Origin of the sequence: Paenibacillus sp. Soil724D2 (genome assembly GCF_001427935.1) — a bacterium.
In the GTDB taxonomy this organism is placed as follows: domain Bacteria; phylum Bacillota; class Bacilli; order Paenibacillales; family NBRC-103111; genus Paenibacillus_E.
This window is the reverse complement of sequence record NZ_LMRY01000018.1, coordinates 57007-81879: the sequence shown is the minus strand read 5'-3', so window position 1 is coordinate 81879 and position 24873 is coordinate 57007. Positions and strand designations below refer to the sequence as shown.

The window sequence follows — 24873 nt, the reverse complement described above, 5'->3', positions numbered from 1 at the left end:
CGATTTCTCGTTCGTGCTTACTCACTCGTTGTTCAGTTTTCAAAGATCAATTTCTTTCGCTCACTGCCGTGTTACCGAAGCAGCGAGAAGTAATATACCACAGCTCGTCCATCAATTGCAAGCACTTTTTTTCTTGTCAATCTCTGTCGTTCTCTGTAGGAAAGCTATAATAACATAGATTGTTGTTTGAGTGCAAGTTCCATTTAATGACTCATGGTGATTTGCCGCTTCAAAGCAACGAGGAATAATGTAACACGCAGAGAAACCAATTACAACCCCTTTAGAAATGTTCCACAATTGCAATTGTTTTGAATTGTTCCTACAGAAAAGTCTAAATAAAAAAGGATGCAGCCCTCTGCATCCTTTGAAGTTCATTAGTATTCCATTCTATCTATTGAAGGAAGATTCAGAGGGGAGACTACAACTCTAGTAAAAGGGTTGCATTATCTAGCAGATTATTAACGAATCAGCGTGTAGATTGAAAGAATTCGATACGCTCTCCGTCTAAACCATTAAAGAAGAAGTATCTGGAGCCATTCGGAAGGGTCGTAATTTCAGCATCCAACTGATCAACTCCCAATCCTTTGATTCTTGTAAATTCAGCTTCAATATCATCCACAGTAAAGGCCAAATGGTGAACTTTGCCCTCTTGCGGTAAACCTGCGTTATAACCCTCTATTAATTCAACTTCAGTTTCATTTAATGCTTCAAAACCAAGAAAACCGAGTTTAATCACACCATTCGTATGTAACAATGTTCCTTTGTGCTTAAGTCCAATCATATCTTCATAGAAACGAATCGATGCTTCCAAGTTCGCTACCATTACACCGACATGCTCCATTTTCAAAACTGCCATCTGTACATAACCTCCTCCATTCATCTCCTTCTATTGTAACGAAAAGAGCATGATTGGACTAGACCGTTTTTAATAGATACTAAGCGTTTCCATCTCGCCATCCAGCGAGAAGAGCGTTACTTCCTTATTCGTAATATTCACCAAACCAATATCATCAAATACTTTTCTCACCTGAGCATTGGATAAATGCTTCATTATGGTTTGAGCCGCTATCTGTAAATGATCCTGATACATGGATTCAAAAAACATAAGAACTTCTTTTTCCCCAACAAGGATTTTTGCGTGCATCATCCCATCAACACCCCCGATATCAATGAATCAATTGTATATATTGGAATCTAGGAAAGTGTCAGAACTTTATTAGGTTTATGTTAGGTTCATAGATTTCGCCTTAGATATTAAGTCAGTGTATACTAGAGTTAAGAAGATGAGGTAGGAGGGTGCAAATATGAGATTACTAAAGCTTCTTCAAATCTATGAAGTGGATGGGATTACACCCAAGCATCGATCGGAACGATTCGATTTTGATGAAATTCAAGGGCAAACATTCCGTGAAATGAATCCTACTGAGGTTGGGTGCCCAATGATCCTATCAGGCGTTAATAGGTACATACCTTTCAAAACAACTAGAGTTCAAGCCATAGATCGAGACGGAATGGATTTCCGGGTACTGACACGCAATACAATCTATCATTTTGAAGTTTATACAGAGCGACAAGCCACGTAACCTTTGGAAGGTTAAGGGCTTTTTTTGTTGTTTCATCTAATAATAATTTCTTTACTTCTCAAAATCTACCATTTCCCCTTATACTAATAGATGGGCTTATTAACCGAAGTTCTATTAATTTGAAGGAGGAATTGTTAACACATGAAAAAAACATTGACCACCCGCCTTACAGCGCTCGCTCTTGTTACTGTTCTTACTAGCTCTTTCGCTAGCAGTCTAGCATTTGCCGAAACAGCAGCACCCTCTTCTTCCGTTTCAATGAAATCAGATATGCGTCTTGCGATTGATAACGGCGCTATTGAAGGCTACGGGGATACAGACTACCGTGGTGCAAATGCCGCTACGCGCGCTGAAGTGGTAACAATGATTAACCGTGCTGCCAAATTGAAAAGTGCAGATCTTGGTTCTGTCACGTTCACGGACCTTGCAAATTGGCAAAAACAAGCGGTTGCGAATGCTGTTGCAGCTAAACTAATTAGCGGCTTTGCTGACGGTACTTTTCACCCAAATGCTGCAGTTACTCGTCAAGAGCTTGCTGAGTTGATCGTTAAAGTCGTAACTGGCAGCCAACTGCCAAAAGTAAACGAGAATGTGTTGAACTACTTCAAAGATTCCTCCTCCATCGCTAAAGAATCCCGTCCTTATGTCGCTTATGCCGTCATCAGCGGAATTTTCACACCTACCCTTGACGGTAACTTCAACCCTACTGCAGAAGTAACACGTGATGAAGTAGCTAAGGCACTTAAGCCCATTTTATTTAAAGTGGTTGATATTTTAACAACAAACGATATTCACGGTAAAATCGAAGTCGGCTTCGATAAAAAGCGCAATCAAGGTCAAGGCGGTATCGAAACACTCGGCGGTATCGTGACCGATTTCCGTGCTGTAAATCCAAAAGGAACAGTCGTTGTTGACGGCGGTGACGCATGGCAAGGTACATTGATTTCCAATACGACAAATGGTCAATCCGTAATGGATACAATGGCGCAAGTACAATATGATGCCGCGGCTATCGGAAACCATGAGTTCGACTTTGGTCGTGACGTTCTGATCGACAACATTAAGAAAGCAAAATTCCCTATTCTCGGGGCTAATATTATCGATGATAAAACAGGTAAACGCGTTGACTGGACACAGCCCTATGTGATTGTTGAAAAAGATGGCCTGAAAATCGGTATCATCGGCTTCGCAACGCTACAAACGACAACAACAACGAAATCAACAAACATTGAAGGCCTCTCCTTTGTAAATCCGGTTCCTATGGCTAAAGAATTATCCGCAGAGCTTCGTGCTAAAGGTGTCGACATCATTATGGTTACCTCCCACCTACCTGGTGAGCAAAACCAAAAATCTGCTGAAATCATTAGCGAGCTTGCTGATCTTGCAAAAGGCACCGGGAATGGTACCCTTGATGCGATTGTCGGTGGTCACTCCCATATGCGTGTTGCCGGTACCGTGAATGGCATTCCTGTTGTTGAGGCTCAAAGCTGGCTTTATGCGGTTGGGCACATTCAACTGTTTGTAGACAAAACCACAAAACAGGTCGTATCCTCAAATGCAAGCTTGCTTGAAACATATACGAACCTGACAACAGCTGACGCGAAGATTCACCAAACGGTTGAAGATTATAAAGCCAAAATTTCAGCGAAATCCGGAGAGGTTGAAGTCGTTGCTGCAGAGCCGCTAACTCGTAAATCTTTCCGCTTTGCTGTCAATGGCGGAGTTGATCGGGATGGCGCTTCCCAATTAGGGAATAGTATTACTGATGCCATGCGCGCTTCTGAGAAATCAGACATCGCCTTCACTAATATCGGCGGTATTCGCGCTGATGTAGATAAAGGTGAGCTGACATACAGCAAAATGTTTGAAGTGTTCCCTTTCGGCAATTACAACGTTACGGGTACAATGACTGCTGCACAAATCAAAAAAGCACTCGAAGTTACGGACAAGTATACCAATCTTCCAGCTATTCAATTCTCGGGATTGAAAGTAGAGTGGGACAGCACGAAGCCACTCGGTGAGAAATATTCCAAAATCACTCTGGTAGATGGTACTCCTATCTATGTCGATGGCAAATTTAATACAGACCGTACGTTCAAAGTAACAACCAATGATTTCATGGCTACTGGCAGCGGCGATGGCTTTACGGTATTCGGTGAAGTGAAGGATTGGAAAGATGGCTCCATCATGCTGGACGCTTGGGTGAGTTACGCTAATTCCCTGAAAGCCGCTGGTAAAGAACTATCTGTGCAGGACGATGGTCGCGATGTGCGTTTGGATTTGAAGAAGTAAGCTATCATTAATTATTAACCTCATAAAATAAAAAGACCTTTGACCACATCCAAAAATGGATAGGGTCAAAGGTCTTTCTATTTGGTGAGCCATACACGCATCAGGGATAGCAATTGGCTTAAATTAAGCGGTTTGCTAATATAATCGGATGCTCCTGCTTGCAAGCAAATGTCCCTGTCCTGTTTCATAGCTTTGGCTGTCAAGGCAATAATCGGCACTTTCTCAAATCGAGTATCTTTCCTAATCATTCGCATGGCTTCGTAACCATCCATAACAGGCATCATGATATCCATAAGGATGAGGTCGATATCTTGATCTTTCTTCATAATCTCCAAACATTCTTGTCCATTATGGGCAACGCTAACCAGTATTCCTTCTTTCTCAAATGCATTGCTTAGAGCGAACACATTCCGAACGTCATCGTCGACGACAAGTACTTTTCTTCCGCTGAAATTGTTCTTCTCTGCTGGGTCAGCGGCTTTCTTATAGGCATCCCTAAGCAGAAAGTCACTTATCATCGGGGAAGACGCAGCTGCTGCTTCCTTCTGCATGGCTTCAGTTTCGTTATAGACCTGCTCCAATGATGGAACATAAAGCGTGAAGGTACTGCCTACTCCTTCTTCACTTTGCATGATAACCCTCCCACCGAGAAGTCGGGCTAATTCACGGCTTATCGATAACCCAAGGCCTGTCCCTCCATATTTACGATTCGTTGTTCCATCCGCCTGGCGAAATGGCTCAAAGATCAATTGCTGCTTCTCAGGAGATATCCCAATCCCAGTATCTTTTACGGATATGACCAAAACTTGTCTATGTTTAGCCAATGGCAGAAACTCTTTAATCTGCTCTTCGCTACACATACTCAAATTCACCTGAACGGAGCCCTTATGTGTAAATTTAAAGGCATTAGAGAGTAAATTTTTAATAATTTGGCTTAATCGTTGTTCATCCGTATAAAAAATGTCTGGAACCTGTGAATCGCGCACGATGCTGAAAGTGAGATTTTGCTGTTCGGCTACCTTTGCAAATTGACTTCGCAATATATCTGGAAGCTCAGATACATTCATTTCACCGACATGAATATCTAATTTGCCAGCTTCGACTTTGGATAAATCAAGAATATCGTTAATCAGATGCAGAAGATCATTCCCTGAAGAATGAATAACACGGGCGTACTCCTGCTCTTCTTTGGTCAATGAACCCTGCTTATTTTCTTGCAGCATTTGAGAAAGGATAAGCACACTGTTTAATGGGGTACGGAGTTCGTGTGACATATTCGCCAAAAATTCCGATTTATATCGAGAACTTTGCTGCAGCTGAATCGCATGTTCTTCAAATGATGCTTTAATATTCTCTAATTCTCGTGACCTTTCTTCCGCATAACGATTCTGTTCCTCCAACTGTTCATTCGTCATGTGCAGTTCTTCTTGCTGCGTTTGAAGTTCTTCCGTCATGATCTGATATTCTTTTAGAAGCCTCTCAACTTCAACACGCGTTTGCACACTATGTACAATTGTACCTAGTACTTCGAGAATATCTTCAAGCAGCTCAAGCTGCAGCGGAGTAAATTTATCAAAGGAGGCCAGCTCCATGACAGCAATAACTTCATTGTTATGTATAATGGGTACGATCAGAACACTTTGCGCCTGCGCCGCTCCGAGTCCAGACGATAGGGTAATGTAACTAGCTGGTACTTTGGTTAAGTGAAACATTCGCTTCTCTACCGCACATTGACCGACTAGCCCTTCACCCAATTGGAAGCGATGGACCCCAATGTCATCACTTCCCCCCATGACGGCATAAGAAGCCAACTTAATCATAGAATCCTTGCCTTCATAGGAAGAACGAAGATAAAAAAGACCGAAAGAAGCATCAAACAGCTCAGCCGCTTTACTAATAAAGGATTTCCCGAGTGTTTCCAGGTCTGAAATACCTTGCAGCATATGAACGACTTCCGTTAATTTTCGCTGCTGCCATTCCATCTCTTCTTGATTCTCAAGCAGAAGATTCGTTGCTTCCGCAAGATCTTTCACCTCATCATTCATGGTAACTTGTATACGTTTAGAACGATCTCTTTTCGATGAACTTAAATTCATAATACTTCTTGTTACTTGCTTAATCGTGCCTACGATAGATCGGGAAATTAATAGTGCAGCCGATATTGAAAATATAACAACAAGCGTTAACATGACGAATAAAGAATTAGTAAGCATCTGATTCTGTGCATCTAAATGCGCCGATCTTTCCTTGGTAAGTCCCATTTCAACGCTTCGAAAACGATCCAGTTGTGAGCGTATATCGTCAATAACTTGCTTCCCAAGTAAAAAATTATAATCAAAATACGTTTCGTTATTAATGTTATTTCTCATTGAAGATAGGGACTTTCCTCCACTCTGCTGCAGCCATCGTTCGATTGACGCCTTAATGGAAGAAAGATTTTGCTCCTGTATGACGTTATCCCGACTTAGCTGACTGAGACGACTGTAGGATTCCCGCCATTTCGACTCTCCTATGTTGTAAGGTTCTAAATAGCTGAGCACACCCGTAAGTAAATAGCCCCGCTGCCCGCTTTCCATATCCATCACATATTTTTCGATACGATTCGTTTCATTATGGACGGCAAAATCATGCTCGATGATATAATTTCTATCTTCCTGCATGGAGGTAACTTGGTAATTGACTAATACAAATGAAATGGTTAAACAGACAATGATGAACATATACCCAATCATAATCTTGGAACGGATACCAAATCTATTTTTCCCCATCATGCTGCAGTCCCTTCCCCTAGTATAAATTTTTTCTTATTCGTTTATTATACTATGTTCTCCAAAAAATGGGATACGGGGATTATTTATACTTTACTGCATTAACGAGTTAATGTATTATTATAGTAACGCATTAAAATAGACTTACTAAAATGAATTAGGAGTGATTATTATGAGTCGGACAATTAAACACATTCGCCCTCGCAGTGTCCTTTCACGCATGAAGCCTTACTCTCCCGGGAAACCCATTTGGGAAGTTCAACGAGAATTAGGTATCGAAAAGGTCACCAAGCTTGCTTCTAACGAAAATCCTTTAGGTCCTTCACCATTGGCACTAACAGCCATTCAATCTTATCTGACCGATATCCACCGCTACCCAGACGCCGACACGGTTGATCTTAGGGGGGCAATAGCGGAGAGATTACAGTTTTCTTCTGATGAAATCCTTATAACCAATGGGGCCGATGAACTTATTACGCTTATTTCGGAAACTTTCCTGGAACCAGGGGATGAGATTATTGTTCCATCTCCAACTTTTAGCGAATATGAATTCGGGGCTAATTTAATGGGTGCTCGTGTCGTACAAGTACCGCTTCGCGAAGATTACCGTTATGATGTTGACGATATACTCGCTGCTGTAACGGAACAAACCAAACTGCTTTATATTTGCTCACCTAATAATCCAACAGGCACTTATATGAAGAACCAGGATTTACATAGGCTTATGGATGAGCTCCCTTCCTATGTTCTTGTAATTTTCGACGGGGCTTATAGTCACTTTGTAACAGCGGATGATTATAGTGATGGGTTGGAGCTTGTACGTTTGGGCTACCCCATCGTCGTTACACAAACCTTTTCCAAAATATACGGATTAGCTGGTATACGTGTTGGGTATGGTATCGCGTCCCCAAGTATTTTGCATAGTATCCGCCAGGTCAAAGAACCATTCAATGTGAATGCATTAGCACAAGTTGGCGCTACTGCGGCGATTAAGGATGATCAGCATCTTAATGCGACACGTGAGATGAACGCTCGCGGGAGAGAGGAGTTATATGAAAGTTTGCAGGAAATGGGATTGAATTTCACACGCAGCATGAGTAATTTCCTTTTGGTTGAGCTTGGCCCGGACGCTAAAAGCATCTATGAAAAGCTGATGAATAAAGGAATTATTATTCGTTATGGCGGAGCTTGGAACCTCCCTAATCATGTGCGGATTTCAGTTGGGACGTCTGAAGATCACTTCGCATTGATTGAAACGCTCCGTGAGGTACTTAAGGGGGGGGGGGGGGGGGGCAGATAGGTTAGCATCACAGGAGGTTTAGCTGTTGTACTCTATGAATTAAATAATGAAAAAACGAGTGATGATGAAGGCTACGCCCATGGCGAAATGGTTCGTAGCTCTTCCATACTCGTTCCCAACTTAGTAAGAGAAACAACGAATCTATGTTGATTTTGATCAAGTAAAAAATCGTCCTCTTGCAGGCTGTATCCCCGGATTTGCCCCTCTGGGGCGTCATCAACAATGTACTGCACGACATAGATTTTTTCTCGCATAAATGCCACAAGAGTTCCTCATTTAATGGAAGAATACTGACTTTACAAAGTTTGAGACTAGGATCCGCCGCAACTAGCACCGGCTCCGCACCAATCTTTCCCTTGATTATCGAAACATCGGAGGTAATCTTATCAAGAATAAAGTTTTTGTTGCCCTTATCTTCATCCTGTAATCTAATGTAAGCGATTACAATTCATACCATAGAATCCGGTTATTTTGTATAAAATCCAACAAAGAATCGAGTATGGATAATGGGTACCGATACCGCCTCATCCACACTCATTCTTTGGGTGTTTGGCCTTTCCATTTATTCCGCTGCGATTAAAAAGTCATCCTCTCGGAGGCTGTATCCCCGAATTTGCCCTTTAGGCGCGTCATCCACAATGTACTGGACAACATAGATTTCCCCGTCCTCAAACTGTACCCATCCGGAGTAACCGAGATCGGCCACCGGACTGCGGTCGAAATCGACTGGCAATATCCGTGTCCACTGATCGCGCCGTTCCTGCGCCTTGGCAGATTCCTGATCCGTCAAAGCAGCAAAGAAGTTTTGCGTCCATGTGCCGAGCCACCCCTTCCCGCCCTGCATGAACCGGTATGTGATTAGGACGCGCCCGCTCTGCAGCAGACCGGATACAGGCCGATGGCAGCCCGGTAACGGCATCCGATAAAGCCCGCTCCAGCTCTCGCCCTGATCGTAGGATATGGCTTTATAACAATCCCAGCCTTCACCGGAGTTTTCTCGCAAAAAGGCCATAAGTGTGCCGTCTTCTAGTGGAAGGATACTTACTTCACACAGCTTCAGGCCTTCCTGTGCTGCAACTAGCACCGGTTCCGACCATTCCTTCCCTTGATTATCGGAATATCGGAGCCACTGCCCACTGGCTGAGTGGGCCGACAGCAGCCATCGGCCTGACGGGAGCTCACAAAGCTTGTCGGGAACGATCCCCTCCAGTGGAGTCTCGATCGGTCCCGTCCAATTCGTTCCTTCGGCGTCACCGATCCATAAGTAATTACGGCCACCGCCTTCCCGTTCCTTCGTTATTTGGTCCGCAACAATGATGAGCCGTCCATCACGGAGCCGGGATATACGGGCACAATTCCAATACGGTCGGCCGTTTGTCAGTTCAGTGAATGGCCTCTTGTTCCCCCAAGTTCTTCCTCGATCAGTACTCTCCGTGATCATCAGGCGAGTAGCTGACCGATTCCCATGGTGGGTGCATTGCGAGAATACGCAAACAAGCTTTCCGCCAACCGTCAGAGCCACATCTGGCCATGCTTCATACCATTCGTCATCGCGACTTACTGCAAATTTTTTTATCACAGTTTCTCCATCCTCTCTCTATTGCATAAACGCCCAAGTCAATTCGAATCAGCCCCATCATTATCATTCTGAGAATTCTGGTTATGTTGGGATTGGTCATGTTTCACCGATACAGCGGCTATCTTGCTCATGACATGGCCAGCTAGGTCCGTAACCGTATATCCAATCGTATAGATACGTCCTGAACCGTCACCATTACGTTCGGCTCGCAGTAAAAAAGTCCGATCGTCGGTTCCATATTCCGCACCTTGGATATCGGCTTCTTGATCCACCTTACCTTTCTTGCCATCAGTTTCGTTACTGGTGATAGAAACAAGCTTGATATTAGCTATTCCAGATGTATTGTCTACCGCTTGGATGTCCACCTTAATCGGAACCAACTTACCGTTAGGCGGCCATAACTCAGTTTTATCCGGCACAATGATTAGACTTGGAGCCGTCTTGTCAATACGGAGAGCCATGCTCTTGGAATCTTCTAAATTGCCCGCCCGATCCACGCTTCGGTACTCCAGCATATTCATTCCTTCTGTGGAGACGGCAAACGCTCCTTCATAAGCTTTCCACTCCCCGCTGTTCAACCGGTATTCTGTTCGAGCAACTCCGGAAAAATCATCATAAACGGAAAGCGTCACCGTCACATCAGAGGTATACCAACCGTTCGCGCCGTTCGGTACGCTTGGTTCTACAGCAGCCTGAGTCACAGGTTTTGACTTGTCGATACGTAAGTAATGCTTCCGGACATCCGCTTCATTCATGGCATACTTGTAAATTTGCAACTCATCCATGTACCCTTTCCAGTCACGGTTGGCAACCGCCCCTTTATCATAACCAACCAATGGTGGCGCACTGGGGTTCGTTACATTCATCGATGGAATGTCAAACTTGGCAGAAGTGGCGGCCAATTCGCCATTGACGTAAATTTTGTTTACTGAACCGTCCCGAACAGCTGTAAGATACGTCCAAACCCCTGTCTTGACGAGTCCCGCTTGTGTAGCAAGGCCTACTTCCTTCCCGGATGGCAGACCGGCCATGTTCATGCGGACCGCTCCGGTATTATGCACGGCAAACCACCATTGTGGAAGTCCTTTGCCTGCCTTGCCATACCAATATATAACGTGCATGGGCTGAAACAACGCCTCGGGGTTGACCCATACCGAGAACGTGAAGTTGTCCGTACCGGGATGCAAATCTTCCTCATTCGTGATTTCCACATTCGCCCGAGTACCGTTCAAGTACAACGCATTTCCGGCCAAGCCCGGACGAAGCTCAGCGCCGCTGCTCATTACTCCGGTATGTCCCTTGCCGGTCAAATCCGAGATGCCGGTTGCATCTGATTGATCGAAATCCCAATGCATGAGCAGCTCCGGCTTCGCACTCGTTCTATCAAGGTGAAGATTATACTGCCGAACTCTTTGACCAAGCTTTGCCTCGATCGAAATGGCCTGTAAGTCGCCCAAAAGGATCGTTTTCGGTATTCCTGCCGCCGCCGGCTCACCGTTCACCGTTATTGCGATGGTTTTGTTCGACGTAACAGGTGTAATCGTCAATTGTTCGGTTCCGCTATATAAGGCAAGAAGGTAGTCCGAGATATCCCCTCGGAACATGGGAGTCAAGCTGCCGTCGGAAAACAGTATATTGTCCAAATCCGGTTCAGCGGCTTGAAACCACTCGAGATTGAATACCGCAAACATGATCTTATCATAAGGCGTATACTCGCCTCCCTCGAAGAGCAGGGAGACTTTACCATCAGGTAAAATCGCCAATGAAGAATAAGCGGAAGGCCCTTGGTAAACCGTCTTGGACGTCAGCCACGTTTGGCCATCGTCATTGCTGATTCGAACAGTCATCTTGTCCCGGCTCACTGTGTCGGCCGGGTTGGAGAACAGCAGCATGCGGTTACCCGTCCCGTTGTCAGAAGGCATATACCTGATGATGCTCGCCTCACAAATCGGATCGATCAGTGTATTATCGTAAGAAATCGGTGACCAAGTAGCACCTTGATCGGGGCTGGTCGATATTCCCCGCCTTCTTATCTCCTGGTTGCTAGACAGTCGGTCGTTGCGCATCAGGGTTCCGTCCGTCAATTCCACGACAGTCGGTTCGCCCAAGCCGGGCGGCAGCTTTCCACTCTCGTACCAAGTCACGCCATGATCGTCACTTTGAATGTTTCGATCAATGGCCGGGATCACGAGCCTTCCCTTGGCCGCACCTTGCCGAAGCTGGATACCGATCCCCGGACCAGTTCCGTCCCATCGGGTGTTCGGAGCCTGCACTTCGCTGAAGCGATTGACCGGCTGTGTCCATGTCGCTCCATCGTCGTCGCTGTAGGTGCTCCATATTGTGCGCACGCCACGGCTCGTTCCACCCACAATTGTAGCGTATGTATCCGCACTGTAATTTTGGGTCACGAACAGCCATATTCGACCTGTAGATTCATCCTGCACAGGCGTCGGGTTGCCACACGTATCGACCCCCGCATCGCAAACGATCTGAAGCGGTTGCCATGTTCGCCCCTGATCGAAGCTCCGTTTCAGCACCAGGTCGATATTGCCATTGTCGGCAGCGCTGTTTTTGCGTCCTTCAGCAAACGCCAGCAGCGTCCCACTTTTGGCAGTTAAGAGAGAGGGAATGCGAAACGTATTGTATCCTTCTGTCCCCGCTACGTACAAATCCATGTTTTGAAAATAAGGTCCATCTTCAGTGGAAGCTTTTGCTACTTGGCTTCCCCCAGCCAAAGATGCCGGAATTTGGACAAGAGCAAATACGGATATAAATAAGAACAAGATTATTTTTTTAATCATTCTCATAAGCTCCCTTCGATCCTGATTTTAATGAGTGGTTTAAATTCCTGCTGTATCTACTTATTTCATAGCTCAGCTTCCTAGCTATTTCCTCCATACCTAAGGCTGAGGGATGTGTCAGGTCGATTGTCAGTCCTGTTACAGATTTAAGCAAGTCGGTACCAGATAGATGAACAAGTTTCGGCAGCTTGTGTTTTGCAACTTTTTCTTTAATAATTTCTCTAAACTTTATGATTTTATCGCTATTTTCATAATCAAGATAACAGGTAAATACATCCATGCAGAATATCCATTTGTCCTTATTTGCTAAAGCTATTTTGGAAATAAAATAGTCAATTATATCTGCAAACTGCTCGACACTCCATTGTTCAATTACATTTATCCCCATCTCTAAAGTTGCAAAATCCCAATCACTTCTTGCTGCAATATAATCTGCCATTGCTGCTTCCATATAAGCGCCTCCGGCAAATCCTAAATTGATTAAATCAGCTTCTAAAAGTTCTGCAGTTCTCATGGCATAAGATGCATTAGGTCCAACAGTTGAACTTCCGTGAGTAATAGAAGAACCATAAGCCAAATATCTTTGATTTGGAACCTGCTCAGCCCTTGGAGGCGCACAATTCCCTTCAATATCTATGAGGTAGTTTTTCCAATCATAAGGCAAAATCACTCTTACTAGGTTTGGATCAAAGGGAAGTCCACGTTCCTCGGTAAGCCTTTCTAAAATTTTTATATGTTTAGGCTTTTTGATAATAATCTCCGTAATTGCTTCAGTTGTTAATATTCTGGGGCTATATTCCCAAGAAGCTTGGAAACTTCCAAAATATATTTCTACAATTCCTGTATCAAGTACTGCCCCTTCCTTCGGTGCCCTCTTTAATACAAGTTTTACAAATTCATCTTCAATATTGAATCTTATTTCTGTACCACAACCGAAATAAGCAGCCCTCTTAGCTTTGTCGTTAAGCTCGGCCCTAACTCTTTCCGGAATACGGGATAATGCATAAACACCCTCTTCTTTTAGTTCATGAACTTCTTCTATATTAAATAACTCTGCATTTTTAAAAATCATTTATAATATCTCCTTCAACATATAGGAAGCTCAATTAGAAGAAGCCAGACCTGCATCTGGCTTCTTCTGCTAAAATTTAAGTTACTTGTTTTTCTTATAGTATTCCTGTCCAGCGGTGATAACATCTTGACCGCCTGCTGCCAGCCACTTTTTCTGAAGTTCAGCCCAAGCACCTTCAAAGTCGTCGCCCATGACTGCCTTCAACCAACCTTCTCCGAACGCTGATCTTAGTTTTCCTTGGTCTCCAAGAACTTTCTCATCAAAAACATTCATTAACGGTGGAGCCATTGTATACTTAGCGTTGGTAGCAAAATAATCTGGGAATGCGCCTGTTGCCATTTCTGAAGTAATCATTGGCTGTATGTTCTTAAATGCCTCGTCATAGTTATAATTCTTTTCCTTGATTGGGATGTAAGCATATTCAAAATAATTCATCGCACCCCATGCCAGTGGATACAGATAACCATTCTTTTTAGTGTCCCAATCTTTATCAGCTTCAGCTTTATTTTGTGTATAAACGATGCGGCCGTTTTCTTCTTTAACATCTGTGAAGTGAATTCCCTTAATTCCGAACTCGGTTAGTTCTCTGCCTTCCTTAGTCAGGGTATATTCGATTAGTTCTAAAACCTTCTCAGGGTTTTTAGCAGTCTTCGGTATAACGTTCCCTCTCCAGTAACCGCCAGAATGACCTAAGTTAGCAGGTACGCCATTCACACCATTAAGCGGTGGAAGATAGGCAACCTTAGCATTAGGATTAAGTTGCTTAAGCTTATCTACAAATGTGTCAGGCTTAGTGGTAGCGGCTATACCGTATTTTCCTGCCCCAAAATCATCCGACTCAGGGCCTTGGGCACCATCCGGTTTTAAGCTAAGCCAATCCTTGTTAATAAGATCTTCTTTTACTAACTTTCTAAAGAAAGCAGCCGAATCTTTTCCAGCTTGAGAAGCTTCAAATCGTGTAACGTTTCCATCTGGAAGTTTTACCCAATTGTCTGTCCTGCCTGCTATGGCATATGCTCTTTCTATATACTGGCTAAGCATAGTAATGGAAGGATCCGCATACCCGCCTGCCCTCGTATAAACGCCATAGGTGTCAGCTTTGCCATTCTTATCAGGATCTTTTTCCTTGAAGGCTTTTGCGACGTTATAAAATTCATCGATTGTAGTCGGCATTTTTAAGCCTAAATTATCCAACCAATCTTGACGGATAATAAAACCCCACTGCATGGGAGCAAGTCCCAGCGGCTTGAAATAAGATTTTCCATCTATTTTGAAGCCTTTGTAAACTTCGGAATTCACGATTGCATTAATGTTCGGATACTTGCCGCTTTTCAAATAATTATCATAAGGCAAAATCAAGTCATTCTTGGCCCATTCGATTAATGTCTTACCGGGGTCGACCGTAGCCAGGTCAAATTGTTCGCCAGAAGCCATCATGAGGTTAAGTTTGTTTGCAAATTGATCATTGGGAATACTTACAATTTCAAGCTTAATATTCAATCTTTTCTGCAATTCCAGAAGGATACGATCCTTTGTGGGGTCCTGCTCATTTGCTGCACGCACCCAGCGGATTGGAACTGGTTCACTCTGTTTTTGCGCGGTGGTTGCAGCTGGTCCACTCGAATTTTTCGGGCTTTCTGTTGCATTTGGCTGTCCATTTTGTGAACATCCGCTTAATACTGTACCTGCCAGCAGCACTGACATAGACAAAGGAATGATCAAACTACGTTTTTTCATCTTTTACCTCTCCCTTTTAACTTATTGATTGTTAATGCCATATATAATCCACCACGTGGAGGATTTCCATTATTCCTTTACTGCACCCATCATGATTCCTTTGGTAAAGTATTTCTGTATGATTGGATAAATGATAAGCACCGGAATCATTCCAATGAAAATGCAAGCCATTTTAAACTGCTCAATATTCGATCCCGTGGTCGTGACCCCTACCTCCGCAGTAACCAAGTCCTGAATAATCATCTGTCGCAATAACACCTGAAGCGGAAACATATCATTTGAATTTATGAATAATATCGCTAAGAAGTAGTCATTCCATAATGCTACTCCGTAAAATAAGCTGACAGCAGCAAAAACAGGCTTAGATATAGGAATAATAATTTTAAACAGGATTTGGATATCATTATAACCATCAATTTTCGCAGCTTCTTCTAGACTTGGCGGAAGACTGGCAAAATAATTTTTCATAATAATCAGATTATAAGAAGAGATAGCAGTAGGTAAAACCAACGCCCATATCGTATCTATGAGATGCAGATTTTTGACCAGTACATAAAATGGAACCAATCCGCCGCCAAAAAACATGGTAAATACAATTAAGCGAAATATGATTGCCCTGCCTGGAAGATCCCTTTTGGATAGTGCATAAGCGCCAAAACTGGTGAGGATCATGCTTATTGATGTTCCAAGTGCCGTTATTTCCACGGATCTTAATAAGGCTTTTACGATTCCTCCAATGCTGCTTAGAGCTCTCTTATACTCTGTAATACTGAAACTCTTTGGAATCAGGTGATAGGGGTCTGTCATATATACTTCTTGTGTGGAAAAAGATATTACCAAGAGTCTCCACAAAGGCAGCACTATGAGAATAGCTGATAATCCGAGGATTAAATATATGATCGTATCAGCCAATGAAAACCTTTTTTGTATAAACACTATTTAACCTCCTCCCTATGTTAGTAGACACTCTCTTGACCAAATGCCTTTACAATCCTGTTTGAAACTATTAGTAAAACTGCGCATATAACAGACTTTAGCAACCCGGCCGCTGCTGCGTAACTGAATTTGTTACCTCCCATAGAGGTTCTGTAAATGTAGGTATCTAGAATGTCGCCTGTTGAATAGACCATTGGATTGTAGAAGTTATATACTTGGTCAAATCCCCACGTCAAAACCCTGCCGATAATTAAGATAAACATGATAAATATTACGTTACGAATGCCAGGTATTGTAACATGCCTAACAAGTGCCCATCTTCCGGCTCCATCTATGACAGCTGCTTCATAATGTTCTGAATTGATGCTTGCCATGGCCGCAATATAGATGACAGTGGCAAATCCCGACTCTTTCCAGAGATCCGTTAAAATCAGCACCGGCCTAAACATTTCCGGTTTTGTCAGCAGATCAGCAGCATGGCCATTAGACATTGCTGCGAGAAACCCTGACTCCGGACTAAAAAATGTGATAAATATGGATGCAACGATAACCCACGAAATAAAATGCGGTAAATAGATAATCGTTTGAATCGTTTTGCGGACTTTGAGATGCCTTACTTCGTTTAGAAGCAATGCGATAATGATCGGAACTGGAAATTGTGTGACAAGTCGGTAAATCGCAATGATAACGGTATTCCAAAATGCCCGCCAGAAATCTTCCTCACCAAATAATTCTTTAAAATGTTTCAATCCGACAAACGGGCTGTGAAAAAATCCTTTGCTCATCGTATAGTCCTGAAAAGCCATGGTGATTCCATACATCGGGACGTAACAGAAGATCGCATACCATATGAGCACAGGGATAAGCATGAGATACATATATTTATATTTTAAAATATGTTTCAGTTTTTTATTAAAACCTGGCTTTGAATTATTCTTAATAAACAGTTCGGAGGTTTTTATTACTTCAGCATCCATGTTTCTTCTCCTTATAATTTTCGTATTGGATATCCATCAGTAGTACTACTAGTGTTAATTATAAAGCGTTTTCAAAAGCAATGAGTATGACTCTAACTTAACATTTGTTACGTTTTCTTAACCTGATTCAAGCTTTGTTTTAAAAAAAGCAGCCGGGCTACTCAAAAAAAGTAACCCTGCTGCTCTAACAGAGGAAAATGGATGATGACCTTGGTACCTTTTCCAGCAGTACTATCTACTTCAATACCATAATCATCTCCAAAATATAATTTGATTCGTTCATGAACATTGATGATTCCAATACTTTCTCCTTTTGTTTTCCCCTCAAGCCTCGCCTTGATTTCATTCAATTTATCCTCTGTCATTCCTACACCATTGTCGCTGATTGTTATACTCAACTTCTCCTCCATCTTTCGAACCTCTATGACGATGGTGCCTCCATGATCCGTTACCTCCAGGCCATGATAAATGGCATTTTCCACGATCGGCTGCAGGGTCAGCTTCAAAACCGGAGTTTCTAACATATCGTCACTTACATCGAAGATTACCTTGATTTTGTCCCCAAACCTCATTTGCTGTATATCTGCGTAGGTTTTCACATGAGCGATTTCCTCACTAACCTTTACCACTTTTTCTCCCCGGGTGATGCTGGTTTTAAACAATGCGATAAGCAGTTTGATCATCTTCTCTGTTCGAGGATCCTTAGCAAAAGCCATATATTGAGCTGTTTTTAAGGTGTTGTAAAGAAAATGAGGGTTGATTTGTGACTGTAGAAGATTCAATTCATATTCCTTGGCCTTAAGTTCAGCATCTTTTATCTTAACCTCGGATATATATTTTTCTTCAATGAGTAGATTGATACGCTCAAGCATCTCATTGAAGCTATTACCTAATTCATAGATTTCATCCTCCGTGGTGCTCTTAAAACGGGTCTTCAGGTTTCCTCTCTTCACGTTTCTTACTGTTTTAACCAATGCTGATATGTTCAATGAAAGCATAGACGAGAATCCATAGGAAAACCCAAAGCTTAGTATGATAAGTCCTAAGAGAACCACTATGCTATAAAAAAGGATGTATTCATTCTCATTAAAGTCCTTTAAAAGGAATACTAAACTCCACCCATTTTCAGCAAAGTACTTAGAAATCATCAGATAATTATTTCCCCCTTCCCGGAAAATCACCCTTTCATTCTGTTCTAAGGAAGGTTTATTGTACGGTAAAACCTCTAACAAGCTTTTCTTTTGACTTCGGCCGATATCACTGAATATATCTTTGCCTGTTTGGTCCACAAGGTATAAATCCAAATAGCTGATATTAGAAAACACATTTAGCATTTTCTCTATATCTTCCCCATTGAAATCAACTAAAATAAACCCTAATAGTTTTCCAGCCTCAATACCATCTGCAACACCTCTTATTTGCATGCCTATACGTATACCTTTCTTATTAAAAGGTGAATCCGTATAGCTTCGCCATAATAAAGTGCTAAAATGATCTTTGACATAATCTAAATCAGATTTGGCATCCGGACGCATCATGAATGGCCTTCCATAGGTAGAGGAATATACCAGACGCTGATCAGCGTCATAAATGGTTATATTCGATATTCCTTTATCAAATAAATTTCTGGAAAGAATGATATTATTCATCTCATCCCGAATCTCTTTATCCACGTTATTGGAAGTTTTGCTAACATCCAGAAGCTTTTGAACCTTCTCATTGAAAGAGGAAGTCTCAATGGTCATCCTCCGATAATTATTGTAAACAAACGCCATCTGTTGATAGAGAATTTGAGCACTATATTCAAAGACAGACCCTACTTTGCTTTCTACCGTGTGCTTGGCAAATATATAAGAGCTGCCTGTTATGAATACAGCTGGAACAGTGACTATTGTGGAATATAAAATTAGCAAAGCCAATTTGAAGCTAATTCTCCTCTTAGACAATGCTATTGGCTTATTTTCAATGTAGCTGTGATTGAGTGAACTTATCTGTACTTCCATATTTTTAATAGGCTTAACAATTTTTTTGCCTGTAATAGCTAGCACAATGATGGATAAAATCAGGCATAATATTCCGATCCGAATGTTGGTATTAAGGTTCTGATTAATGGATTTTTGAAGCTTGTCAAAAGTGAACGTATTGGTTATCGTCCACCCTTCATAGTTTAGCGAATTTTTAAATGAGAATTTTTGTTCAGCCAATTCACCTGTATGTTGATCGTAGGAAACTTCAGCAGTGTTCCCTGCATGATCCGTAATAAAAATGCCATTCCCTGCAAACTGCATCTCCTCAATAAATTTTGAACTCAACACCACAACCATATATGCCTTTATTTCATTGGTATAAGGCTCAGTTATAGGACTTATAATAGCTAACCTTTCATATAACCCTTCTCTGTATCGATCAAGGAAAAACTGACTTTCAGCGTTTTGCAGATAAGGTTTCTTTAATTGGTTATAAAATTCTGCAGTTCCGTATTTGTCATAGGATTTTCCTACAGAATTACTAGCCCCGATGAAAATATTTCTATTATTATCAACAACAAGTACGGAATCCACTTTATCATTACTTAGAATCAGATTTTTCAGAAAATCCTCATAGTCCTTTTGTGCTTTTATGAGTACATAAGGGTCAGATTCATCTGAACTGATAATCCTATCAAAATACTCATTTTTCATAGATAAACTAACCATATTGGCGATTTCGCCCAAATAAGTATTGGCCTTCTCTACCGCTGCACCTGTAGCTATATCATTTACACGTTCAAACTGAAACAAAATAAGTTTATTCGTGACCAAATAACAGGTTAAGGTAGTTAATGTTATAGATATCACTGAAAAAACAATGCCAAATAAAATAATTTTCTTTTCCAGAGACTTTTTAAAGTTAAATTTAATCATGCAAACTCCTCATAAATTCAGGTCACCCTTTGTATTTTTCTCTGTATTCCAATGGCGTAAGTCCTGTGACGTTTCTGAAAAGTTCACTAAAATAACGGGGTTTCTCATAACCAACCATACTAGATATTTCATAGACTCTATAGTTTATATCCTTTAGAAGCCTTTTTGCTTCTTCAATTCGCACTTCAGTGAGGATATGTTTAAATGTTTTTCCTGTATCCTTACTGAAAAGTCTGGAAAGATGCACTGGATGAACATTTACATACCTCGCTAATTCCTCAAGGCTTAGTTGACCCGAATAATTTTTCCTTAAATACGCCAGGGCTTCATCAACAATCCTTCTGTTTTTCATATTGTTCTCATCATTAAGTAAATCAAAGACCTCTATAGTAAACGCTTCCAACTTCTTGAAAATCATTACAATCGTCTCACAATATCCTAGTTCCTTTATCATATAGTTAGATTTTTCTAAAAACGCATCTGTTTTTTTCCCCATTTCTCCCAATTCGCCCACTATAGTTAAAACTAGCTTAACAGCAAAACCTAAAATCATATCCATATCCGTAAATTTGGAATCTATAAATTGATTTTTGAGTGCATCCAGATACTCCATTAATTTCACATGCTCTTTGCCAGTAACAAGCATCATGATTTCTTTCATCAACCTTTCTTCTTCCATGAAAGAAAATATCCGCTTGCTGTTAGTATCTAGTTCACTATAATGGATCATGCAGTTGCCAATATAGGGTTTGTGCAGGATTGCATCTCTAATACATATATACGAATAACAAAGTTCTTGTAAATTAGCTGCCATACTTCCAATAACACAAGAAATCTCAAGGCATTCTTCTTCATTTTTTTTATACATGACTAGCTCTTCCTTCAAATTCTCATATACTTCAGTTACAGTTTGCACAAAATCTTTTTCAGGAAGCGTCCATAAAACACAGATCATCTCATTTAACGAAATAACCGAGCCTTTATTTTGAATTTCGATATTTTCATATAAATACCCGCGGATAAATTCCTGGATACTACGTGCTCTGTCCGCCCCGAAATAAAAGGTCATATGCTTATATTCATCTATTCGAAACAAAGTCATGCGGTACTCTTTATTCTTAACAAAAATACCAACTCTCTGAACCCTCGCAACCGCTTTCTCATCCATATCCGAATGATTTTCCATCATTTCTTTAAAGAGGGTTTCCCGCTGCCTCCAAATATCATCACTATCCATACGGATTTGATTCTCTTTTTGTAGAACTCCTTTTAGCTTTGTAAAATGATTAACAATTTCATCTTCCCCATCAGATTTTAAAATATATCCGTACACCCCACACTCGATGCCTTTCCTTGCATAGTCAAATTCATTGAAGGCACTGAATAGAGTAACCTTCGTTTTTGGAAACCTGCTTTTTACTTCCATAGCCAATTCAAGACCATTAAATACGGGCATACGTATATCCGTCAGAATAGCATCTACTTCTGTTTTGTCTAAGAACTCCAGAGCCTTGTATCCATTTTCGCATACCCCTGCTACTTCAAAACCAATGGAATTCCAATCAATAATTGTTGGCAGCACTCTCCTAAAGATCTCCTCATCTTCAACAATAAGCAGCTTGTACAATCCCATTCACCTCCTGAATTTTTCTAAGCCCGTTTACATCAAAGGATGGCGAATCGTCACCTTGCATCCGCCATTTTCCCTGTTGGTCAGGGACACCCCATAGTGGGATCCGAATCGGATATTCAGCCTGCGATTGACATTATATAGTCCTACCCCGCCTGTCTCCCCCGACGGCAAATTCGGCTGTATCATTCGGGTTTGCACTTCTTCGGAGACACCAGGACCGTTATCCTCTACCGTACACACCAGTTCTTCCCCCTCGATAAACACGCGAACGAGAATTTTGCCCTGTCCGGACGATAGCTTGCTCAATCCGTGCCGTACCGAATTTTCTACAAGCGGTTGGATGATTAACTTTAATATCGGCATATTCAAGGCACGCGGCTGAACGTTCATAACGACCTGGAACGTATCGTGATTTCGCAGCGACTCGATGCTAAGATAGCTTTTGACATGCTCGATTTCCCGCTCGACAGTGGTGAACTCTTCCCCATTATTGATGCTGTATCTGATTAAATTACTTAGCGATGTGACCATCTCCGCAATCGTTTCTTCCTTTACGTGGTCTGCTCGCCATTTAATTGCGTCCAACGTATTGTACAAGAAATGGGGATTAATCTGATGAATTAGCATTTGCATTTCCGTTCTAGACTTCTCAGATTCCATCTGCTTGGTCGTCGCGAGCAGCTCCTGTAAGCCGAAAATCAAGGAATTATACCCTCTGGCCAGCTGGCCGATTTCATCGCTTCGTTCTCCGTACCTCCCGCTCGGTACAAGCTGCCCCAATTGGACTTTTTTCATTTGGCCTACGACATATTTGATCGGGGATATAAAGCTGTTCGTTATCAGCCCAAGCAGCACTGTAATTAAGCCGATACTCGCCAACACTAGCAGCAAAGAGAAGCGTTTGATCGTTTCGACTGGACCGATTAAATCTTTCTCGGGAATGCCAGCGACCAGCTTCCATGGAAGATCGGCGAGCGGAATTTCCGAAAGGAAAAAATCCTCTTTCGGATACAGTGTCCTATCCTTGCCGGCAAGCAGAACGGTTTCAAGTTCGTCGTCGACGATATAATGCTGAAAGTTCGGGTACTCCGCTGGCGACAGGATCTGCTGGTTGACAAGAGTTGCTGGAAAGCTCAATTGAATAACGGCCAAAGGCCGCAGATCAGACATCGCTCGGATCATTCTTGCAAAAATAAACGAATTGTTATCGAAATACCAATAGCCCTTCCCCTTAAGTTGGATCGCCTTTTCAATCCACTCTGAGTTAGGCGACTTCACTCCGGATTGAATCAATAAAGAATAAGTTCTATACCTCATTTCATCAGCAGGGTAAATAGTTAGCTCGTAGCTTCCCTTTAATTCGTTCATTAACGAAAGTGATCTGCTTAGAAAAAGCCGATCCTCCAGCTCATTATCAAGCACCTCCAGCTTCTGGGAAGCGATGATCGACTCCGAATGAAGTTCCGTTTGCCTGAAAAACTGCTCGATACGCAGACGGTTTTGCTGCAAATTTTCCATCAGCAAGGCGGATGTGACATGCTCGATTTGCTCACTGGATTTGTTAAAGTACCACACTCCAAGAATCGTAACCGGCAATGAAACGGATAGAAACAGGAGGATGAACATTTTAACGAACAAGGTAAGGTTGCTGATTCTTAACGTTTTCATCTCCCGTATCTGAACTCCTTTGGGGTCATGTTCGTTCTTTTCTTGAACAGCTTACCGAAATATTGGATTTCCTGATAACCAATTTTCTCGGCAATTTCATAGATTTTCAAGTTCGTGTCGCGCAGCATACGCTTCGCTTGCTCGATGCGGATTTCTGTTAAATAATCCAAAAAATTTTGTCCTGTCTCTTTCTTGAACAGCTTACTCAGCGACACCGGGTGAATGCTCAGCTCGTCGGCTACGCTCTGCAGAGTGATCGCTTCCCCGTACTTCCCGTCGATGATCCGCTTCGCTTTATCGATCATAAAGTTAGGCAAGCTGGGATGCTGTTGATCGGCGACAAGCTTCATCAGCTCGCTCAGATGATCCCGCAGCAGCCGCTTCAAATCGTCCACGGTTGGGCAGCGCTCCGCCTTTTCCCACAGTTCCAGCGGAAAATGACTGATTTCCATATCCACCTTTTCAGCTAGACAGGAATGAACCTCCAAGATCCATTCGAAGCATTTGATCGACAAATCACCAGTCTTACTTACATCTCTGTCTAGGATGAAGCGATGGATCATTTCCTCCAGCCACAAGCTTACGACTTCCGCATCCCCTCCCAGCACCGCCTCAGCAACCCATTGTCTGACGAGCCCAATGTCCTCATGGTCAATCCGATCAATAATATCAGCGTAACTGGCGATTCGTTGATTGCTGTTCATTAATGCGACCTTTAACGCCTTGCGCGACTGTTCGTACGCTTCCGATATGACTTGAAAGGAGTGCTGCCGTTCGCTGATTCCAATAGCGGGAATGATTTTCTGATATTTCAACACCCTTTCGTGGATATCTTGCGCAATCGACAGTTCCTGCTCCCACGCGGTAAGGATGACCCAGTCATGATGAATGCTGCGAATGATCACGGAAGGCTGGTAGCTCTTCAAAATTTCATCCGCAATATTACCGATGGCAAACAAGTCCAGATTCATATCCTTATCCTGCTTGCCTCGTACATCTTCCCTATTTATGCTTAACGAAATCAATACGTACGAATCCGTCTCCAGCCACTGCATACCCCATACCTGAAGCCGGTGATGAATATGCTCCTGCAGTGCCGTCTTTTGCATACACAGCCCCTGCACAAACTTTTCCTGCAGCGCTTCTGTGCCTAGACGGGCATAAGCGATTTGATTCTTAATCTGGTCCTGACTGATGAGCTCGCGTTGAACCATGTCATATACGACACCGATTTTTTCGGCAAGCTCCTCTTTATGGATCGGCTTTAGGATGTAGTCGATCGCTCCCAGTTGAATACTACGCTGGGCATATATAAAATTATTGTAGCTGCTGATCACAATGACCTTTGGCCCGTATGCCAACGCTTTCACGGACTCCAACATATCTAAACCAGTCATCTCCGGCAGCAGAATATCTGTTAAAATGATTTCCGGTCTGTATTGTTCGATTAGCTCCAAAGCCTCCTCGGCCGTGTGAACCGCGAAAACTTGTTCAAAGGGCAGCTGGCTGTGGTCAATGACCTCCTGAATTCCCCTTAAGATGTCTACCTCATCTTCAACGACAATGATTTTCACACAATCAACCCCCATTACACAATTATAACCCGAGATCGATGCGTTGTTAC

At 42.4% G+C, this 24873-nt stretch carries 17 protein-coding genes; 3 read left to right on the top strand and 14 right to left on the bottom strand.

Translation table 11 applies throughout. From position 1 onward, the window contains the following. Nucleotides 1-466: 466 nt before the first annotated feature. Nucleotides 467-856: a VOC family protein gene (locus ASG85_RS17380; RefSeq protein ID WP_057303374.1), complete on the bottom strand. Its 390-nt coding sequence runs from the start codon at nucleotides 854-856 to the stop codon at nucleotides 467-469. A gap of 69 nt (nucleotides 857-925) precedes the next feature. Continuing rightward, complete coding sequence (locus ASG85_RS17375) at nucleotides 926-1147, bottom strand: hypothetical protein (RefSeq protein WP_057303373.1); 222 nt, start codon at nucleotides 1145-1147, stop codon at nucleotides 926-928. Nucleotides 1148-1304: 157 nt separating this feature from the next. Between ASG85_RS17375 and ASG85_RS17370 the strand changes: the two genes are divergently transcribed. Together ASG85_RS17370 and ASG85_RS17365 are read left to right on the top strand one after the other, a co-directional pair. Next, nucleotides 1305-1583 carry a hypothetical protein gene (locus tag ASG85_RS17370; protein ID WP_057303372.1) on the top strand — a complete coding sequence of 93 codons (279 nt, stop codon included), beginning with the start codon at nucleotides 1305-1307 and terminating at the stop codon, nucleotides 1581-1583. Nucleotides 1584-1724: 141 nt separating this feature from the next. Next, on the top strand, nucleotides 1725-3875 hold the full coding sequence (locus ASG85_RS17365) for a 5'-nucleotidase C-terminal domain-containing protein (protein WP_060647221.1): 2151 nt from the start codon (nucleotides 1725-1727) through the stop codon (nucleotides 3873-3875). A 77-nt stretch (nucleotides 3876-3952) separates the two neighbouring features. Here ASG85_RS17365 and ASG85_RS17360 read toward each other — a convergent pair whose 3' ends face one another. Then, a complete protein-coding gene (locus tag ASG85_RS17360) occupies nucleotides 3953-6646 on the bottom strand; it encodes a response regulator (protein ID WP_060647219.1) in 2694 nt (897 codons plus the stop codon). A gap of 169 nt (nucleotides 6647-6815) precedes the next feature. Here ASG85_RS17360 and hisC point away from each other — a divergent pair, with 169 nt between their 5' ends. Beyond that, nucleotides 6816-7943, top strand: a complete 1128-nt coding sequence (gene hisC, locus ASG85_RS17355) for a histidinol-phosphate transaminase (RefSeq protein WP_060647217.1) — start codon at nucleotides 6816-6818, stop codon at nucleotides 7941-7943. A 71-nt stretch (nucleotides 7944-8014) separates the two neighbouring features. On the opposite strand, the gene ASG85_RS17350 is transcribed toward hisC, so the two are convergent. The 11 genes from ASG85_RS17350 to ASG85_RS17300 all read right to left on the bottom strand — a co-directional run bounded on the left by ASG85_RS17350 (nucleotide 8015) and on the right by ASG85_RS17300 (nucleotide 24823). Then, nucleotides 8015-8206, bottom strand: a complete 192-nt coding sequence (locus tag ASG85_RS17350; protein ID WP_057303368.1) for a hypothetical protein — start codon at nucleotides 8204-8206, stop codon at nucleotides 8015-8017. A gap of 299 nt (nucleotides 8207-8505) precedes the next feature. Next, nucleotides 8506-9522, bottom strand: a complete 1017-nt coding sequence (locus ASG85_RS17345) for a sialidase family protein (protein WP_057303367.1) — start codon at nucleotides 9520-9522, stop codon at nucleotides 8506-8508. Nucleotides 9523-9560: 38 nt separating this feature from the next. Then, a complete protein-coding gene (locus tag ASG85_RS17340; protein WP_060647215.1) occupies nucleotides 9561-12323 on the bottom strand; it encodes an exo-alpha-sialidase in 2763 nt (920 codons plus the stop codon). Further along, a complete protein-coding gene (locus ASG85_RS17335) occupies nucleotides 12316-13395 on the bottom strand; it encodes an SGNH/GDSL hydrolase family protein (RefSeq protein WP_060647213.1) in 1080 nt (359 codons plus the stop codon). The genes ASG85_RS17340 and ASG85_RS17335 overlap by 8 nt, the downstream gene beginning before the upstream one ends. 81 nt (nucleotides 13396-13476) lie before the next feature. Beyond that, a complete protein-coding gene (locus ASG85_RS17330) occupies nucleotides 13477-15132 on the bottom strand; it encodes an extracellular solute-binding protein (RefSeq protein ID WP_057303364.1) in 1656 nt (551 codons plus the stop codon). Nucleotides 15133-15201: 69 nt separating this feature from the next. Further along, nucleotides 15202-16068 (bottom strand): carbohydrate ABC transporter permease, encoded by an 867-nt coding sequence (locus tag ASG85_RS17325; protein WP_057303363.1) that lies wholly within the window; start codon nucleotides 16066-16068, stop codon nucleotides 15202-15204. 20 nt (nucleotides 16069-16088) lie between these two features. Further along, the gene (locus ASG85_RS17320; RefSeq protein WP_057303362.1) at nucleotides 16089-17045 is read right to left on the bottom strand and encodes an ABC transporter permease; all 957 of its coding nucleotides are present in this window, start codon (nucleotides 17043-17045) and stop codon (nucleotides 16089-16091) included. A gap of 161 nt (nucleotides 17046-17206) precedes the next feature. After that, nucleotides 17207-19948 (bottom strand): sensor histidine kinase, encoded by a 2742-nt coding sequence (locus ASG85_RS17315; protein ID WP_060647211.1) that lies wholly within the window; start codon nucleotides 19946-19948, stop codon nucleotides 17207-17209. Nucleotides 19949-19970: 22 nt separating this feature from the next. Continuing rightward, complete coding sequence (locus ASG85_RS17310; protein ID WP_060647209.1) at nucleotides 19971-21575, bottom strand: response regulator; 1605 nt, start codon at nucleotides 21573-21575, stop codon at nucleotides 19971-19973. A gap of 33 nt (nucleotides 21576-21608) precedes the next feature. Next, nucleotides 21609-23249 (bottom strand): sensor histidine kinase, encoded by a 1641-nt coding sequence (locus tag ASG85_RS17305; RefSeq protein ID WP_060647208.1) that lies wholly within the window; start codon nucleotides 23247-23249, stop codon nucleotides 21609-21611. Continuing rightward, entirely contained in the window at nucleotides 23246-24823 is a 1578-nt protein-coding gene (locus ASG85_RS17300; RefSeq protein ID WP_060647207.1) for a response regulator, read from the bottom strand. Before ASG85_RS17300 ends, ASG85_RS17305 begins: the two co-directional genes overlap by 4 nt. Nucleotides 24824-24873: the final 50 nt, after the last annotated feature.